The organism is Lewinella sp. LCG006 (assembly GCF_040784935.1).
GTDB lineage: Bacteria > Bacteroidota > Bacteroidia > Chitinophagales > Saprospiraceae > Lewinella.
Window position 1 is genome coordinate 4,078,813 of sequence record NZ_CP160680.1, and the last position, 15,385, is coordinate 4,094,197.

The 15,385-nt window shown below is 48.4% G+C and carries 15 protein-coding genes; 7 read left to right on the plus strand and 8 right to left on the minus strand.

The window, feature by feature from the left end:
- Positions 1-93: 93 nt before the first annotated feature.
- The 3 genes from AB0L18_RS14670 to AB0L18_RS14680 all read right to left on the minus strand — a co-directional run bounded on the left by AB0L18_RS14670 (position 94) and on the right by AB0L18_RS14680 (position 2,708).
- On the minus strand, positions 94-780 hold the full coding sequence (locus AB0L18_RS14670) for a hypothetical protein (protein ID WP_367388055.1): 687 nt from the start codon (positions 778-780) through the stop codon (positions 94-96).
- Positions 781-938: 158 nt separating this feature from the next.
- Positions 939-1,868, minus strand: a complete 930-nt coding sequence (locus AB0L18_RS14675) for a DMT family transporter (RefSeq protein ID WP_367388056.1) — start codon at positions 1,866-1,868, stop codon at positions 939-941.
- Positions 1,869-1,970: 102 nt separating this feature from the next.
- Complete coding sequence (locus tag AB0L18_RS14680; protein ID WP_367388057.1) at positions 1,971-2,708, minus strand: tetratricopeptide repeat protein; 738 nt, start codon at positions 2,706-2,708, stop codon at positions 1,971-1,973.
- Positions 2,709-2,800: 92 nt separating this feature from the next.
- Here AB0L18_RS14680 and pnuC point away from each other — a divergent pair, with 92 nt between their 5' ends.
- The 7 genes from pnuC to nqrF all read left to right on the plus strand — a co-directional run bounded on the left by pnuC (position 2,801) and on the right by nqrF (position 10,279).
- Entirely contained in the window at positions 2,801-3,391 is a 591-nt protein-coding gene (pnuC, locus tag AB0L18_RS14685; RefSeq protein WP_367388058.1) for a nicotinamide riboside transporter PnuC, read from the plus strand.
- Positions 3,392-3,577: 186 nt separating this feature from the next.
- Positions 3,578-5,218 carry a Na(+)-translocating NADH-quinone reductase subunit A gene (locus AB0L18_RS14690; protein ID WP_367388059.1) on the plus strand — a complete coding sequence of 547 codons (1,641 nt, stop codon included), beginning with the start codon at positions 3,578-3,580 and terminating at the stop codon, positions 5,216-5,218.
- Between the two features lie 53 nt (positions 5,219-5,271).
- Entirely contained in the window at positions 5,272-6,627 is a 1,356-nt protein-coding gene (locus AB0L18_RS14695; protein ID WP_367388060.1) for an NADH:ubiquinone reductase (Na(+)-transporting) subunit B, read from the plus strand.
- A 65-nt stretch (positions 6,628-6,692) separates the two neighbouring features.
- Positions 6,693-7,448 (plus strand): NADH:ubiquinone reductase (Na(+)-transporting) subunit C, encoded by a 756-nt coding sequence (gene nqrC / locus AB0L18_RS14700; protein WP_367388061.1) that lies wholly within the window; start codon positions 6,693-6,695, stop codon positions 7,446-7,448.
- A 47-nt stretch (positions 7,449-7,495) separates the two neighbouring features.
- A complete protein-coding gene (locus AB0L18_RS14705; protein WP_367388062.1) occupies positions 7,496-8,227 on the plus strand; it encodes an NADH:ubiquinone reductase (Na(+)-transporting) subunit D in 732 nt (243 codons plus the stop codon).
- A 95-nt stretch (positions 8,228-8,322) separates the two neighbouring features.
- On the plus strand, positions 8,323-8,937 hold the full coding sequence (gene nqrE, locus AB0L18_RS14710; RefSeq protein WP_367388063.1) for an NADH:ubiquinone reductase (Na(+)-transporting) subunit E: 615 nt from the start codon (positions 8,323-8,325) through the stop codon (positions 8,935-8,937).
- 37 nt (positions 8,938-8,974) lie between these two features.
- Positions 8,975-10,279, plus strand: coding sequence for an NADH:ubiquinone reductase (Na(+)-transporting) subunit F (nqrF, locus tag AB0L18_RS14715; protein WP_367388064.1), 1,305 nt, complete (start codon positions 8,975-8,977; stop codon positions 10,277-10,279).
- Positions 10,280-10,342: 63 nt separating this feature from the next.
- Here the strand turns inward: nqrF and AB0L18_RS14720 are convergent, their stop codons facing one another.
- From AB0L18_RS14720 to AB0L18_RS14740, 5 genes are all read right to left on the minus strand, one after another.
- On the minus strand, positions 10,343-11,422 hold the full coding sequence (locus tag AB0L18_RS14720; RefSeq protein WP_367388065.1) for an NADH:flavin oxidoreductase: 1,080 nt from the start codon (positions 11,420-11,422) through the stop codon (positions 10,343-10,345).
- 85 nt (positions 11,423-11,507) lie between these two features.
- Positions 11,508-11,867, minus strand: coding sequence for a DUF1801 domain-containing protein (locus AB0L18_RS14725; RefSeq protein ID WP_367388066.1), 360 nt, complete (start codon positions 11,865-11,867; stop codon positions 11,508-11,510).
- A gap of 376 nt (positions 11,868-12,243) precedes the next feature.
- Complete coding sequence (locus AB0L18_RS14730; protein ID WP_367388067.1) at positions 12,244-13,026, minus strand: tetratricopeptide repeat protein; 783 nt, start codon at positions 13,024-13,026, stop codon at positions 12,244-12,246.
- A 92-nt stretch (positions 13,027-13,118) separates the two neighbouring features.
- Positions 13,119-14,615, minus strand: coding sequence for a GH3 auxin-responsive promoter family protein (locus AB0L18_RS14735; RefSeq protein ID WP_367388068.1), 1,497 nt, complete (start codon positions 14,613-14,615; stop codon positions 13,119-13,121).
- An 89-nt stretch (positions 14,616-14,704) separates the two neighbouring features.
- Positions 14,705-15,382: an outer membrane lipoprotein carrier protein LolA gene (locus AB0L18_RS14740; RefSeq protein ID WP_367388069.1), complete on the minus strand. Its 678-nt coding sequence runs from the start codon at positions 15,380-15,382 to the stop codon at positions 14,705-14,707.
- Positions 15,383-15,385: the final 3 nt, after the last annotated feature.

A 15,385-nucleotide genomic window follows, 5' to 3' on the forward strand; every position in this document is an offset into this window, starting at 1 on the left:
GAGGTTTTTTAGCCACTAAAACACTAAACCACGGAATGGTAACCAATTATTTTTGTGGGGTTTTGTGTTCCTGCCTACAAGGCAAGCTTCATCTTAATAGGCTTCTTTTAAGACCAGGAAAAGATAGGTGGTGCCAAAAGCGACAATGCCCTCTTCGGGGGAGTAGTAAACTTCAAAATAGCGGTTGCCCAATTCTTGTCGCTGATAGGTAACATTAGTGAATGTTCGGCCTCCCAAGGTGATGGTCCCCAGTTTTCTGCCCCCTCCACATGGTCGGTTGTTACTAATATCTACGGACAGGGTAGGTGCAACGATGTTGACATCACCATCATTAAATCCAACACCGCGTGCCTGGAGAAAATCTTTGGGTAGCACCTCGGGATTGAGTTGAGGATCTTGGCACAATTCGGGTTGTATGGCTACGATCAGCTTGGCACCAAGTTCAGTACAAACAAATTCGAAGTAGGCGCGATTGCCCGCATAGCGGTAATCTACAAACTCACCTGGTCGATCAGGATGAGGGAAGGTTTTTAGGTAACTGTATTCATCTTGCAGGATCGGCTGGTTCATCAGGAAGCTATAAGTGGTGCCTGCTGCTGATTCGAAAACAAGGGTGCGTTGCGTGAAATAGGGGGTGAAATCAGATATCCCTCCCGCAAAGGGAAAAAATCCCAAGCTGACCGTCTCATTAGCAACAACTGGTGCCTGCCGGACAATGGGCTCGTTACAGGCACTAAGAAAAAAGAGCGGTAGCAGTAAATAGAGTAGTTGTTTGTTCATTGCAAGAAAGGTTTTCTGGAAGCGGTTCTTCTTTGTAATGAAGTTAGCACTAATTTGTTGAATTACAATTGATAATCTCCCGACATTTCCAGGGAGTTTTATCCCTTTATCAGGCTATTGGTGAAAATTGGGTAGAAGGCATGGCCCCAAGCTTTAACTTAATTTCCTTTCTTCCTTTTCCACCACGAGAGCAGGAGCACGCCACTGATGACCAATACGGCACCAAGCCATTGCCAGCCTCCGAAGCTTTCGCCTAAAAAAACGGACGCCAGCATGATGGTGGAGATAGGGCCAACACTACTGATGATGGATGCTGGTCCTGCGCCTAACCTACGAATGCCTTCGGCGACCATAAAACTGGGCAGCACGGTAGCCAGCATGGCCATGCCGAAGCAGTACCAATAAACGGGCGTGGGAAAATCGAAGAGGGCCCAGTGGTGCTGGATGCCGTGGTGGATGATGATGGCAAAGCAGGCGATGCTCATGGTGAGCGAATTGTAGCGGAGGGTACCCATTTTGGGTAAAAACTCGCCGCTACCCATCAGATAAATGGCAAAAGCTAGGGCACTGCCAAAGGACAAGGCTACCCCTCGCCAGAAAAACTCGCCCTGAGCCAGTTCTACCGATTGTGAAAATGCCAGGGCGATACCTAGGTAGGAGAGTAATACGGCGGCAGCTTCGCCCCAGCTGATTCGGCGCCTTAGAAAAATGGCGGACAACAACAGCACCAGTGTTGGATAGGTAAACAGAATGAGCCGCCCCAAACTGGCCGTGAGGTACTGGAGCGACCAAAAGTCGAACAGACTGGCGATATAATAGCCCATGATGCCCAGCACAATGATTTGTGCCCACTGTTTTTGATTGAGCTGGAAATCGCTGGATTTTCTTTGTCGTTGACTGTAAGCTGCAGCTATCAGGAAAAAAGGCAGGGAGAAAGCCATGCGCAAGGCGACCAGCGATACACTATCGGCACCGTAGAGATAGGCCAGCTTGATAAAGATGGCCTTGCTGCTGTAACCAATAGCGCCCACGAAAACTAAGACGAAGGCGAGGCCTGTGGCACTGAGAACAAGTGTTTTGTCACGCATGGCCCAAAGGTAGCAGTATCCTTTTTAGGAGAGACAAAAAAGACGGCTGCAAATCGTATTTGCAGCCGTCGAGAACAATTGATTAGACTAATTGAAGAAATTTTAGAAAGAGCATAAATCCAGGTGCTGCTGCTCGCTAGGCTGGTAGCCCAGGTGGCTGGCTCGCTCTAGATCGGCGCAACCATCAGGAAAATTATAAGTGAGGATTCTGGCGAGCCCACGATTGTGCAACAACTCGGCAGAGGTACCGCGTTGGAGAGCCCAGTCGTAGTAGGCAATGGCCTCGAAATGATCTTCTTGTAAGAGCTGCAGATTGCCACGCAATAAGGCGATGTCAGCTGGGGGGAGGTCTTGGTTATCCTCTAGCTGGTTGATTAAAGAGCTGGCCTGCATCAGTTTACCACTGGTTTTTAAATCATAGACGGTTTTGGTTGTTTCCTGCTGATCGGTTTCGGGAGGTAAGGTCGCCAGCAGGCGCATTTTGCTTGCTGGATTATTGAGGCTGAAGAGCATTACACTATTGGGGCTGATAAGGAACGCTCGTTGTAGGTCACGCTCGGCTTCGGTGTTGCGGCCCATGCGCTGCTTGGCCATGGCACGCTTAAGGTAGGCAGGTGCCCAGTTGGGCCATTGTTCCACTGCAATATCGTAAGCTTGGATAGCTTCTTCCCAACGGCCTTGTCGTATGAGGTTGTCGCCGTCAATCAAGAGCTTGGTAACACCGTTACCGTAATTGCGTTGATCCGTACGTGCGTTGGAGGTGAACAGGTCAATGGGACTAATCTGGCTATAAAGTAAGGTACTACCAAGTAAAGCCAGAACTAAGGTTATGATTCTCATAGGAATAAGTTTAGCTACTTTTAGTGATAGTTTTACTATTGAACACTTCTGTTTACTTTTTGTTCATTATTTTATGATCAGAAAATAGACGGATGCTCACCCAATTGGTACAGGAAATAGCGGCCCTTGGCTGGCTGGATTGGATCGTAACCATAACAGCTTTGATCTACGTAGTGCTTTCGGCGAAGAACAACCCCTGGTGTTGGCCTTTTGGGATTGTCAGTTGTACATTATGGGCCTATGCTTCGTATGGATATGGCTTGTATTCAGATGTATTGCTTCAAATCTTTTACGTAGTGATGGGGTTTTGGGGCTGGTACAATTGGCAAAAAGGCAGTGCGCAAGGTGGGGCAATGCCCATCAGTCGAATGACGCCGACAGCACATCTTTTGTATATTTCGGTAGGGATTGTTGCGGGCGGCCTACTTGGCTACCTGTTCAGCAATACCAACGCTGCTGCGACCTATTGGGATGCATTTACAACTACTTTTTCGGTGTTGGCAACGGTAATGCTGGTGCGTCGTCAATTGGAAAATTGGGCCTACTGGATTGTTATTGATTTGGCCTATGCTGGGCTGTATTATAGTCGCGGAGCCGTATTGTTTGCCCTGTTAATGATGGTTTATACGATTATAGCAGTATACGCTTTTGACACCTGGAAGGAGCAGTATAAAAGGCAATAGTTATTTAGATTTGATCTAAATAAGCCTAATCTACAAACTTTGGATTTGACCCATTGTCATTAAAACAAAGAACCTTTATATCTTTGTCGAGTTTTAAGACTCTATACTTGCATAAGTGACTGGTATTGAGTCGTTTAGTGAGTTTTTTGCGCAATTAAGCAGACCACACAAACGGTAAACATTACAATGAAAAGTATCCTCAACAAAGCTGTGCTGACCTTAGGTACGCTTTTTATGGCATTCGAGCTTTCGGCCCAAACTGAGGGAGCTAGCGGTTCCAATATCTTTATTTATACCCTGGTGGGTATTGCCGTGATTCTCTTTTTCGGTATGCTCATTAACGTCGCAGACAATCTGATTGGTATCGAAGCCAAGCAGAACAATATCGACGTAGAAGAAGGCGGACTGGCATTGATCCCCGGTTTCAAGCATCTTTTTGGTGGTAAAGTAGCGGATTATACCGCCAATGCCCCCGTAACAATCTTGCGCCGAGGCCATGATATTCTGCTCGAAGGCGAAGCTAGCGGTGCAGTCAAAGTAGCTAGCGGTGTAACTCGCTACGCGGTACAACCCCCTAACTTCCGGGGGCTGCAGCCAATTCCTAAGATGACTGTAGAAGTAGGTGCGTCGGTGAAAGCTGGTGACCAGATTTTCTTTGACAAGCAAATGCCAGATGTTGCTTTTGTAACGCCTGTCAGTGGCGAAGTGATCGAATTGAACCGTGGGGCCAAGCGTGCCATTACGGAAATCGTGATCCTGGCTGACAAAAAGCAGGAGTACCGTACATTCAATCAGCCAGACTATAAGACGGCCGATCGCGAGACGATCCTCAACTTTATGAAAGAGAGCGGTGGGTGGTCTTTGCTACGCCAGCGTCCTTATAATACGATTCCTAATCCTGAAGTTACGCCACGCGATATTTTCGTAAGTACCTTTGACTCTGCTCCTCTTGCGCCGGATAGTGCGGTAATAGTAGCGGGCCAGGAAGCTGCTTTCCAGGCGGGTATTGATGTTTTGGCTCGGTTGACGGATGGTCAGGTACACTTGGGCCTTGATGGTCGTGGTGAGACGGCTCCTCCGGCAGCATTTACGGAAGCAAGCAATGCTTCCAAGCGTTACTTCAAGGGCAAGCACCCAGTAGGTAATGTAGGTGTGCAAATCCATCACACTGCGCCAGTTGGTGGCAATGATGTGGTTTGGGTATTGGGTGTTCAGGAAGTAATTACTTTGGGTAAATTGTTCCAGGAAGGTCGTTTTGATGCTTCACGGGTAGTTGCCCTGGCAGGAGCAGAACTGCAGATCCCTCATTATGTACGCACTTATCCAGGTGCCAATGTAGGAGAACTACTCAAAGGCAACCTCAAGCAGGATCACGTTCGCTATATTTCTGGCGACGTACTCTCCGGTGAGCAAAAGACGCCTAATGGTTACCTCAACTTCTATGATGACCAATTGACGGTGATCAAGGAAGGAGATTACTACGAAATGTTCGGTTGGTTATTGCCATTGAGCCCACGGCCGACCATTTCTAATACTTTCCCCAACTTCCTCTTCCCGAAGGTGAAGTTTGAAGCAGATACCAATACCCACGGTGAAAAGCGTGCATTTGTAGTGACCAATGCCTACGAGCAGGTGATGCCGATGGATGTTTACCCCCAGCAGATTATGAAGTCAATTCTGGTCAATGATATTGAGCGGATGGAAGGCCTCGGTATCCTGGAGCTGGTAGAAGAAGATGTAGCACTTTGCGAGTTTGTATGTGTATCCAAGCAGCCTCTCCAGCAGATTTTGCGCCAGGGCTTGGAAACCATGCGTGAGCAAGGCTAGATCAGATTAAGCTAAAGAATTAAGATTAACAATAACTCAGTATACTCGATAATATGAAAAAGGCACTGCTCAATTTCTTCGAGCGCATCGAACCGGACAAGGCAAAGTCGCCGCTTTTGCACACCGCTTACGACGCTTTTTTCACCTTCGCTTTTACTCCTAATACAGTTACGGCTAAAGGAGTACATATTCGCGATGGTATGGATTTGAAGCGCACCATGGTGACCGTGGTCGTAGCGCTCCAGCTCCTTTACGTTTTTGGCACCTATAATATCGGTAACCAGCATTTCCATGCTTTGGGAATGTACACCGGTACTTTTGAAGCCATTCACCTTAAAATATTCTACGGACTGGTAAAGATCCTCCCGATCTTTGTGGTTACTCACCTTGTTGGTCTGGGAGTTGAATTTTACTATGCTGCCAAGAAAGGTCACGCTGTAGAAGAAGGGTTCCTGGTTTCTGGTGCATTGATTCCGCTAATCATGCCTCCTGATATTCCATTATGGATTCTTTCTATTGCCATCATCTTTGCGGTGGTTATTGGTAAAGAAGCTTTTGGTGGTACGGGGATGAACATCTTGAACATTGCTTTACTGGCACGTGTGTTCGTTTTCTTTGCTTACCCTACTTACATCTCTGGTGATGAAGTATGGATTGCTGGTATAGAAAAAGTAGGTGCTGGTGCTTATGCAGGCCAGGAATACGGTGGTATTTACGGTATCCTTGACAGTATCTTCGGTGCCTTTGGCTGGGCTACTTTCGGTGAGGGCAAGCAAGCTGTTGTAGATGGCTTCACCGGTGCTACTCCGCTAGGCCTTGCTGCTAAAGGTGGTTGGGCAGCTGTGACCGAGCATTATTCGGTAAGCGATATGTGGTGGGGACATATCCCTGGTTCTATTGGTGAAACGTCTAAGCCATTGGTACTTATTGGTGCTTTGATGCTTATACTAACAAAGGTAGCAGACTGGCGTATCATGGTTTCAGCAGTAGTAGGCTTTGTCTTGTGTGGTTTGATGGTAAATGGTATTGCACCCGATACTTTCGGACCTGAGACTGCTGGTGTTTTCAAATTTATGGCGGTGCCTTGGTACTACCACTTCTATATGGGTAGCTTCTTCTTCGCGATGGCGTTTATGGCTACTGATCCGGTTACCGCAGCTTCTACGGCGACGGGCAAATGGATTTACGGATTCTTCATCGGCTTCATTGGTCTGATTATTCGTGTCCTGAACCCTGCTTATCCCGAAGGATGGATGTTGGCGATTCTCTTCATGAACGTCTTCGCTCCGCTGATCGATCACTATGTGTTCGAAGCTAACGTAAAACGCCGTGCTAAACGGCAGGTAGCGTTGGCAAAAGCACGAGTAGAGGCAGCTCCAGCAAGTGCCACAACTGTAACTGCAGAATAAAAAACAATATGACGGTAAGGCGGCCATCTTGTCGCTTTACCGAATTGTTATAAATAAAAAATACAATGGATAAGAATAGCACGAATTACGTTTTAATCTTTGTCCTTATCATGACGGTACTGGTAGCCTTTTCGCTGGCAAGTATTCGTCAGGTGACCAAAGCCAAGGCTGATCAGAACGAAGATATCTTCAACAAGCGCGCAGTCCTTGCTGCGGTAAACGATTACCTAGGCATGGGCGAAGGTGTTGGTGCAAACGACCTGACCGACGACCAAGTATTGGAGATCTTCCAGAACAAAGTGCAGCAGACCGCTATCAATACCGAGGGCCAGGAAGTAGACGGCGTAATGGCCGAAGATATCGACATGGCTAAGGAGAAGAAAAAGGATGTGAGCGAGCGCGTACTCCCTTTGTTCAAGTACGCCTACGAAGGCAAGAATTTTTACATCCTTTCCGTACGTGGAAGTGGACTATGGGATGAAATCTGGGGCAATATTGCACTGGAAAGCGACCTGAATACCATTGCTGGTGCCTCTTTTGATCACAAAGGGGAAACCCCTGGTCTGGGTGCGGAAATCAAGGACAATCCTACCTTTTCGGCCAACTTTAAGGGCAAAGAGATTTTCCGTGACGGAAAATTTGTTTCGGTTAAAGTACGCAAAGGAGGAGCGCAGGATGATACCTACGAAGTAGATGGCATCTCTGGTGCTACCGTAACCGGAGACGGAGTGGATAAAATGCTAGAAACGGGTATTGCCTTGTACTTGCCTTACCTTGAGAAAATCAAGGGAGGAAGCATGGAATCTATGCTCCAGCAGTAAGTCCTATATTAATCAAGAAATTAACAATTCAACCAAAAAGCGATACAATGGCTGAGGTGAAAAATGTGGAAGAAGTAAAAGAGCCTTTATTCGGCAAAGTCGAAAAGAAGCTCATTACCGATCCTCTCAACGATAATAACCCAATCACCGTACAGGTATTGGGGATTTGTTCTGCCCTGGCAGTAACATCTCTGGTTTACCCATCGGTAGTCATGTCGATTGCGGTAATCTTTGTAACCGGATTCTCCAGCTTGTTTACCTCCTTACTGCGTAATGCGATCCCTAAGCCGGTGCGTATGATTGTGCAGTTGGTAATCATTGCTACCCTGGTGACCTTTGTAGAGATGGCACTGAAGTACTTCAACTATCCTGTTTACAAGCAGCTTTCGGTATACATCGGACTGATCATTACGAACTGTATCGTAATGGGTCGTCTGGAAGCGTTCGCAATGGCCAACAAGCCGTGGCGCTCTTTCGTAGATGGTATCGGTAACGGTATCGGCTACGGTGCTATCCTGATTGCGGTAGGTGTGGTACGGGAAATTTTCGGTAAAGGCACGCTCTTTGCGGGTAGCCCCATCGAAATGAAACTGATCGGCGCCAATGCAGGTAACGTAGAATATTTGATCAATACGGCTGCCGAGTCTGGTATCGGTAGCTGGTTTGGTTGGTATACCAACAATAACCTGATGGTATTACCAGCGGCGGCGATGTTTATCATCGGGATCATGATTTGGATCCAGCGCAGTTACAATACGAAGCTGGTCGACGTATCTTAATTCACAAAGTTTAGTGATGCGATTGCTTTTTTCCTATTTGTGTAAAAATGGGAAACGAGCAGAACAAAACTTCCACTTTTAAAATTTATGTTCTCATGGGAGAATTTATGAATATCTTCATCAAGTCGGCCTTTATCGAAAACATGGTATTGGCCTACTTCCTGGGTATGTGTTCTTACCTGGCGGTTTCTAAGTCAGTGAACACTGCTTTTGGTCTGGGACTTGCCGTTATCTTCGTACTGGGGGTAACCATGCCGATCAACTGGTTGATCAATGAGTACCTGTTGAGTGAAAATGGCCTTTTTGGTCAGGATTTGACCTTCTTGCGTTTTATTCTCTTTATTGCGGTGATTGCCTCTATGGTACAGCTGGTAGAAATGGTGGTGGAGAAGGTTTCTCCCGCGCTTTATTCTGCTCTGGGGATTTTCCTTCCGCTGATTACGGTAAACTGTGCCATCCTTGGTGGTTCCCTCTTTATGGTATCACGGGAGTATAACCTGAGCAATTCTATCGCCTTCGGTTTGGGAGGTGGCTTTGGCTGGTTCCTGGCAATTATTGCCATTGCAGCGATTCGCGAAAAAATCCGTTACTCTGATGTACCACCTGCTCTTCGCGGACTGGGAATGGCCTTCATCCTGACCGGATTAATGGGGATCGCATTTATGAGTCTGATGGGGATCGACCCCGCAGTATTTGCTGGTCCTAAGTAAGGATAGGCATATTTAGTGAACTGACAATTTATATCTGATGAATACGATATTTGCAGCGGTTATTCTTTTTACAGCAATCATTCTGCTCCTGTCTTTCATGCTGATCGCAGCACGTAAGCGCCTGGTACCACAGGGCGAGGTAAAGATCATCGTGAATGGCGATGAAGACAATCCGCTGATGGTACAGCCAGGTGGCACACTATTGGGTGCACTGTCTGAGAAGAGCATCTTCTTGCCTTCTGCTTGTGGGGGCGGTGGTACTTGTGCCATGTGTGAGTGCCATGTAGATGCTGGTGGTGGAGATGTGCTCCCTACCGAAATGAACCACCTTACCCGTAAGGAAGCTGCCGAAAATAAGCGCCTTTCTTGCCAGGTGAAGGTTCGCCAGGATATGCGTATCCGCATTCCTGAAGAAATCTTCGGCATCAAGAAATTTGAGTGTACGGTCGTATCCAACTACAACGTAGCTTCTTTCATCAAGGAGTTTGTTGTTCGTCTGCCGGAAGGCGAGGAAATGGATTTCCAATCTGGTGGTTATATTCAGATCGACGTACCCAAGGTAACCGTAGAATACAAGAATTTCGACATCACCGCTCACCCTGAGCACCACGGTGATGATCCTAATAAATTCCAATCGGAGTGGGACAACTTCAAGTTGTGGGACCTTAAGATGGTCAACGACGAAGAGCAGTTCCGCGCCTACTCTATGGCCAACCACCCTGCGGAAGGAGACATCATCATGTTGAACATCCGGATTGCTACCCCTCCATTCGACCGTGCCACCAATGGCTGGATGAATGTTAACCCCGGGGTATGTTCTTCCTACGTATTCGATCAGAAGCCAGGTGACAAAGTAACGATCTCTGGTCCTTACGGTGAATTCTTCATCAAGCCGACCAAAAAGGAAATGGTTTACATCGGCGGTGGTGCCGGTATGGCGCCTTTGCGTTCGCACCTCTTCCACCTCTTCCACACTCTGAAGACGACCGACCGTAAGGTGTCTTTCTGGTATGGTGGCCGTACCAAGCGCGAGTTGTTCTACATCGAGCAGTTCCGCGAAATCGAAAAAGAATTCCCTAACTTCCGTTTCTACGTAGCACTGGATAACCCACTGCCCGAAGACAACTGGCAAGTAAAGGAAGATACCGAATCACCAGGCGATGGTTTCAAAGGTTTCATCATGCCCGTAGTGATGGAGCAATACCTGACCAAGCACCCCGAGCCAGAAGAAATCGAGTACTACTTCTGTGGTCCTCCACTGATGAACGCTTCGGTGATCAAAGCCCTCGATGAGTTGGGTGTGCCCGAAGAAAACATCGCTTTCGATGATTTCGGTGGGTAAGACTTAATAGTCACTACTAAACAAAAAGCCTGCTTCCTGTGATGGGGAAGCGGGCTTTTTGTTTTATTCCCCCACAAACCCCTGCCACCCCTCCATATACCCGATAAATTTCTCCCCCAGCCCTTCCTTGCGCAAATACGCTTTGGAGACGGGCGTCTCCGTGGGGATAAAGCCAGGGTCTTCCTTCACCTTCGCGGGAAAGTCATGGTGGAGGATGGCCGAGCGGCCGATGGAAACGAAGTCGACGCCAGCGTCCAGGATTTCACGTACGTCTTTTCCTGTGCTGATTTTCCCCGCTACCGTCCACAAGACCTGCTTGAAATCGAGCTCAGCAAAGTGGGCGAGCAATGATTTATCCTGATAGTGTTCCTCGTGGGGGAGCTTGAAACTGTCCCATAAAGAAATATCGAGGAAGTCGATTTGTCCTTCGTCGATTAGTTGCTGGCAGATCTTCTTTACTTCTAGCAAATCCATACCAAAGCGTTCTGGCGAAAGCCGTACACCCAGGAGGAATTCGGGGCCGCAAGCCGCTCTGATGCCATTGACGATTTCGAAGAGCAGGCGCGCTCTATTCGCCAAATCTCCACCGTATTCATCCGTCCGATGATTGATTTCAGCACTCAAAAACTGGGTCAGGATATAGCCGTGGGCACCGTGTACTTCTGCGCCATCGTAGCCGCTATTTTTGGCGCGTACGGCGGCGGTGATGAAGTCGTCTCGTAACTGTTGTACCTCTGGCAGTGACAATCCACGAGCACCGTATTTTTCAAGGTCGGAAGGACAAACCGGGGCCTGCCCGATCAAATCCGCTGGAGATCGCATCCCCGCGTGGTGCAATTGGATGACCGCGAGGCTGCCGTATGCTTTTATGCCTGCACTTAGTCGTTGATGCCCGGCAAGGTGCAGGTCACTGAAAATCCCCAATTGTCCGGGAAATCCTTTGCCAACTTCCTGAACGTGCGATGCACAGGTCATCACCAGACCAAACTGCCCCTCGGCTCTCATGGTCAGCCAGTGATATTCCTCTTCGGAGAGGCGGCCGTCTTCAAAACTCTGGGTATTGGTCATCGGGGCCAGCATGAACCGGTTTTTCATTACGGCCCCGCAGGGGAAAGTGAGGGGTGTTTGGGGAGTTGGTTTCATGGAGGAGGAATTGGTTGATTAGTCGTTTTTATTTTGGAAAAAATTGGCAAGTAAGGGTTTTACCATATAAGACATATGAGATTTTTTATTTTCTCTGGTCCACACAAATTTTCAAGGCCTCCGCAAAAATCGCTTCCATTGCTTCCTGCGGAAAATCCTCCTCTGGATGAATAAGTAAAATCTTGATCTGTTTGCGATCTCCACTCAGGAGCATCGGATGATCAATTTTGTGCCCGTCAATAAACCCGATGTAAGGATAACCCGTCTTTTTGTCCATCCACAAGTAACAGAGATTTTTACCACAATAAGTGAAAAAAGGAGTATTCCACTTCCAGGCCGCCCGTATTTCGGTATCGAAAGCCATAATGTAATCGTGCAGCGCTAGTAATGTACCCCGCAGCGGCTCTTCTTGATCGAGGTAGAAATGGGTAAGTTGATCTTGCATATTTTTTCTCTTTCTTGTTCCTGTGCTTTGGGCTACATTTCCTCATGGTATCTCACCCCCGCCAGTCGAGTAGCCCACCTCCGACCCTGGCGGGCCACCTCCGCCCAAGCGGAGGATATGGGCGGGCCGTGGCCCGTAAGCAGACTGTCCTGAGGTTGTGACCAGCAGGACAAGTCTTGTAGCTTAGTTTGGTAATGAAGCTGCACGATGGTCCGCTTTTATTAGATTGAAATTGGAACCTGAGTACAAAACCAATCCGTAAGGCAGCACATGAAGCGCAACGAATTTCGGTCTTCCACCCACCGGGAGAGCCTACCTCCCGCCGAGGAACGAAGGCATCAACCATCAAACCATCAACAAACAACCATCAACCATTCTAAATTACCCCCACCGCATCTTTCAACACCCAGCCTGTGCGACCATCAACGAGTTCTACCTTGCGCCAACCTTCGAAGTCATCGAGCAAGCGCACACGGAGGCCTTGGTGTACCTCAAAGTCTACTTCCGTGTCTTCGCCTGGTGCAATTCTTACTTCTACTTTTTTGGGCAGGATAACGGCCTGATCGGCGCGTGCCAGAGCTTTGGTTCTACTGTTGGCAAAGAAGATAAAGAGGATGGCCAGCAGGATCAGCGTTGCGCCGTAGAAGGGAAGTTGTGCCGCTCGCTTGGTAGGGTACCAGGCTGGCGTGCCGGCCCCGTTGCGAAACCACAACCAATTCATCAATATGCCTATGCCGATAAAGGTGAAAAAGATGGCCAACACACCCCAAGTGTCGGGTTGCAGTCTGGCGGCTATCCGGTGCCACCAGTCGTACAGAAAGAAGGTAGGCAGAGGCAGTAGCCCGTCTTCCTGCTCATTGCGCAATAAATCCAGGTTTTTGCGAATTTCTTTATCGTAAGGGGCGAGCTTTTTGGCCTTTTCCATTTGCAGGATCGCTGGCCCTAGTTTTTCCGTACGGTAGTACGCCAAGCCGAGGTTGTAATGTAGGCTTGCCGAGGCATACCCTTCTTCCAGTAGTTGTTCGTAAGCACTGATCGCTTGCGGATAGCGCTGGGCATCCAATTGCTGAAAAGCCGTCTGCGCACGTTCCTCTGCCGATTGGCACCAGCTACCAGTAACCAGGAGCAATAGACTCAAAAGGATGAATAACTTACGCATAGTGTGTCCTGTTTTTGAAAACGACAAAGTTAAGAAAAGTCGGTTTTATTGGTGTAAAAGTTGGACACCCCAACAAACAAACCATCCAACGATCAACCATCAACCATCCAAAAATCCGCAATCGTCCGATCATTGCTCAAGCGAGGCACCTTATTCTGCCCTCCTAGTTTGCCTTGGGTTTTCATATAGTTGCGGAAAGCATCTTTGGGGAGTGGCCTTACTACGAGGGGCCGCAAGATTCCCCCGGCAATCAAATCCTGGTAGTAAATATTTTGGTCGACCATCGCAGCGTTGAGCTTGCGGGTGAACTCGGCCAGATCCGCGGGCGGTTGCTCGAATTCTACCAGCCATTCGTGGTAGGGGAGGCCACCTTCGGGAGGATTCACCTGTGGGGCAACGGTAAACTCGGTGATGCGTACCTCTGTTTCTTTGGTCACTTCTTGCATCGCTGTTTCCACTTCCTTGCCAATCACATGCTCGCCAAAGGCAGAAATGAAGTGCTTGATCCGGCCCGTAACTTTGAGGCGGTATGGCGTTTTGCTCACAAATGCTACCGTGTCACCAATGTTGTAGCCCCAGAGGCCGGCGTTGTTGTTGATGATAATGGCGTAATTAACACCCAGCTCTACGTCTGCGAGGGAAATCCGGGTAGGATTTTCGTGGAAGATTTCTTCCGCTGGGACGAACTCGAAGAAAATCCCGCTGGCAACGTTCAACAATAAGCCCGGCTCCGTTTGGCTATCCTGAAAAGCAATAAACCCTTCGCTAGCTGGATAGGTTTCCACGCTGTCGAGGCGTTTGCCTACTAGTTGTTCCAGTGCTCCCCGGTACGGTTCGAAATTGACACCACCGTAGACGAAAACCTCATAGTTGGGGAAAATATCCTTGATGTATTTCTTGCCGGTTTTTTCCAGCAGCCGCTCGTAGTACATCTGCACCCAGGGCGGTATGCCGCTGATCAGGCGCATGTCTGCGGGCAGGGTTTCGGCTACGATCCGCTCCAGCTTACTTTCCCAATCCTCGATGATGTTGGTGCTGTAGGAAGGCAGTTGATTGGTGCGCAACCAGGCTGGCACCTGGTGGTTGACAATTCCAGACAAGCGGCCGGTTTTAATACCTCCTACTTCTTCCAACTCCGGACTACCCGAGAGGAAGATCATTTTGCCGTCCATCCATTTCCCTTTCCCCGTACGGGCGTAGTAATTGAACAATGCATTGCGAGCGGTACCAAAGTGGTTGGGCAAGCTGTCTTTGGTCAGGGGAATGTACTTCACCCCCGAGGTAGTACCGCTGGTTTTGGCAAAATAAGCCGGACGCCCGGGCCACAATACATTTTGCTCGCCCTGCTTGATGTATTCAATATAGGGCTTCAGTTCTTCATAATCCCTGAGCGGAACCTGCTCACGAAAGGCTTCGTAACTGGTGGTTGCCGTCAGCTGATGATCACGCCCGAAGCGGGTCTGGGCCACTCCGCGCATAAGCTCACTAAAAACGGCCTCTTGAGCGGCTAGGGGGGCTGCCGACCATTGGTCGATGTTTTTGGCAATGAGGTTGGCGAAGGGGCGGGTCAGAAATGATTTCCAGGCCATAAGTTGATAAAATAAAACATCCCGAAAACTGTATCAACAGGATTCGGGATGTTGTTTGTTGGTACCCAACAAAGATAAGTGATCAAAGCTTAATCACGTAAGTCCTCGACGTAGTAGTTGGGGTATTTACTTTTGTTGAAACCAAAGTACCCTGCGGCAAATTGCTTGTTGGGGGTCACGTTTTTCAACTGAAAAGTGTAGCGGCTACCGTCTTTGGCAAACGCTTTTACCTCTACAATCTCTTTACTGTCGCGCGCTACGAGCATTCGCAATTTGGCATATTCACTGCTACGATCAGTGGGTTTAAACTCAATGATGTGTACCACCTTGCCGTTTTCCGTACGGGTATCGATCAGGCTGTAAACAAAATCACCATTGTCATAGAAATTAAAGATCGACTGCGGCGAAAGTAGCCCGGTGTCTTCTCCAGGAGCAGGCATGTTGTTGATCTGTACCGACTCATTGTTGTGTAAAACAAGGTACAAGGCACTGCCGTCGGAAAAGACCTCTTGACCACCAAACTCTACACGGTACTTCTCACCGCTACGAGCTAGTTTGCCCTGTTGGGTCTCTTTAGGCTGTTCGGGGAATTCAATATCAAGGGCGAAGTTGGCTTCAATGGAAGAATAGGCCTCGTATTTTTGCCGTACCTGGTTCAAGATCTTACGCGCCTCTGGGTCCGAGTCTTCTGCTTTAGTGTAATCCTGAGCATAAGTACTCACCGTGAACAATAAAGCGAGGCTGGCAAATATCAGTTGTTTAATCATAGT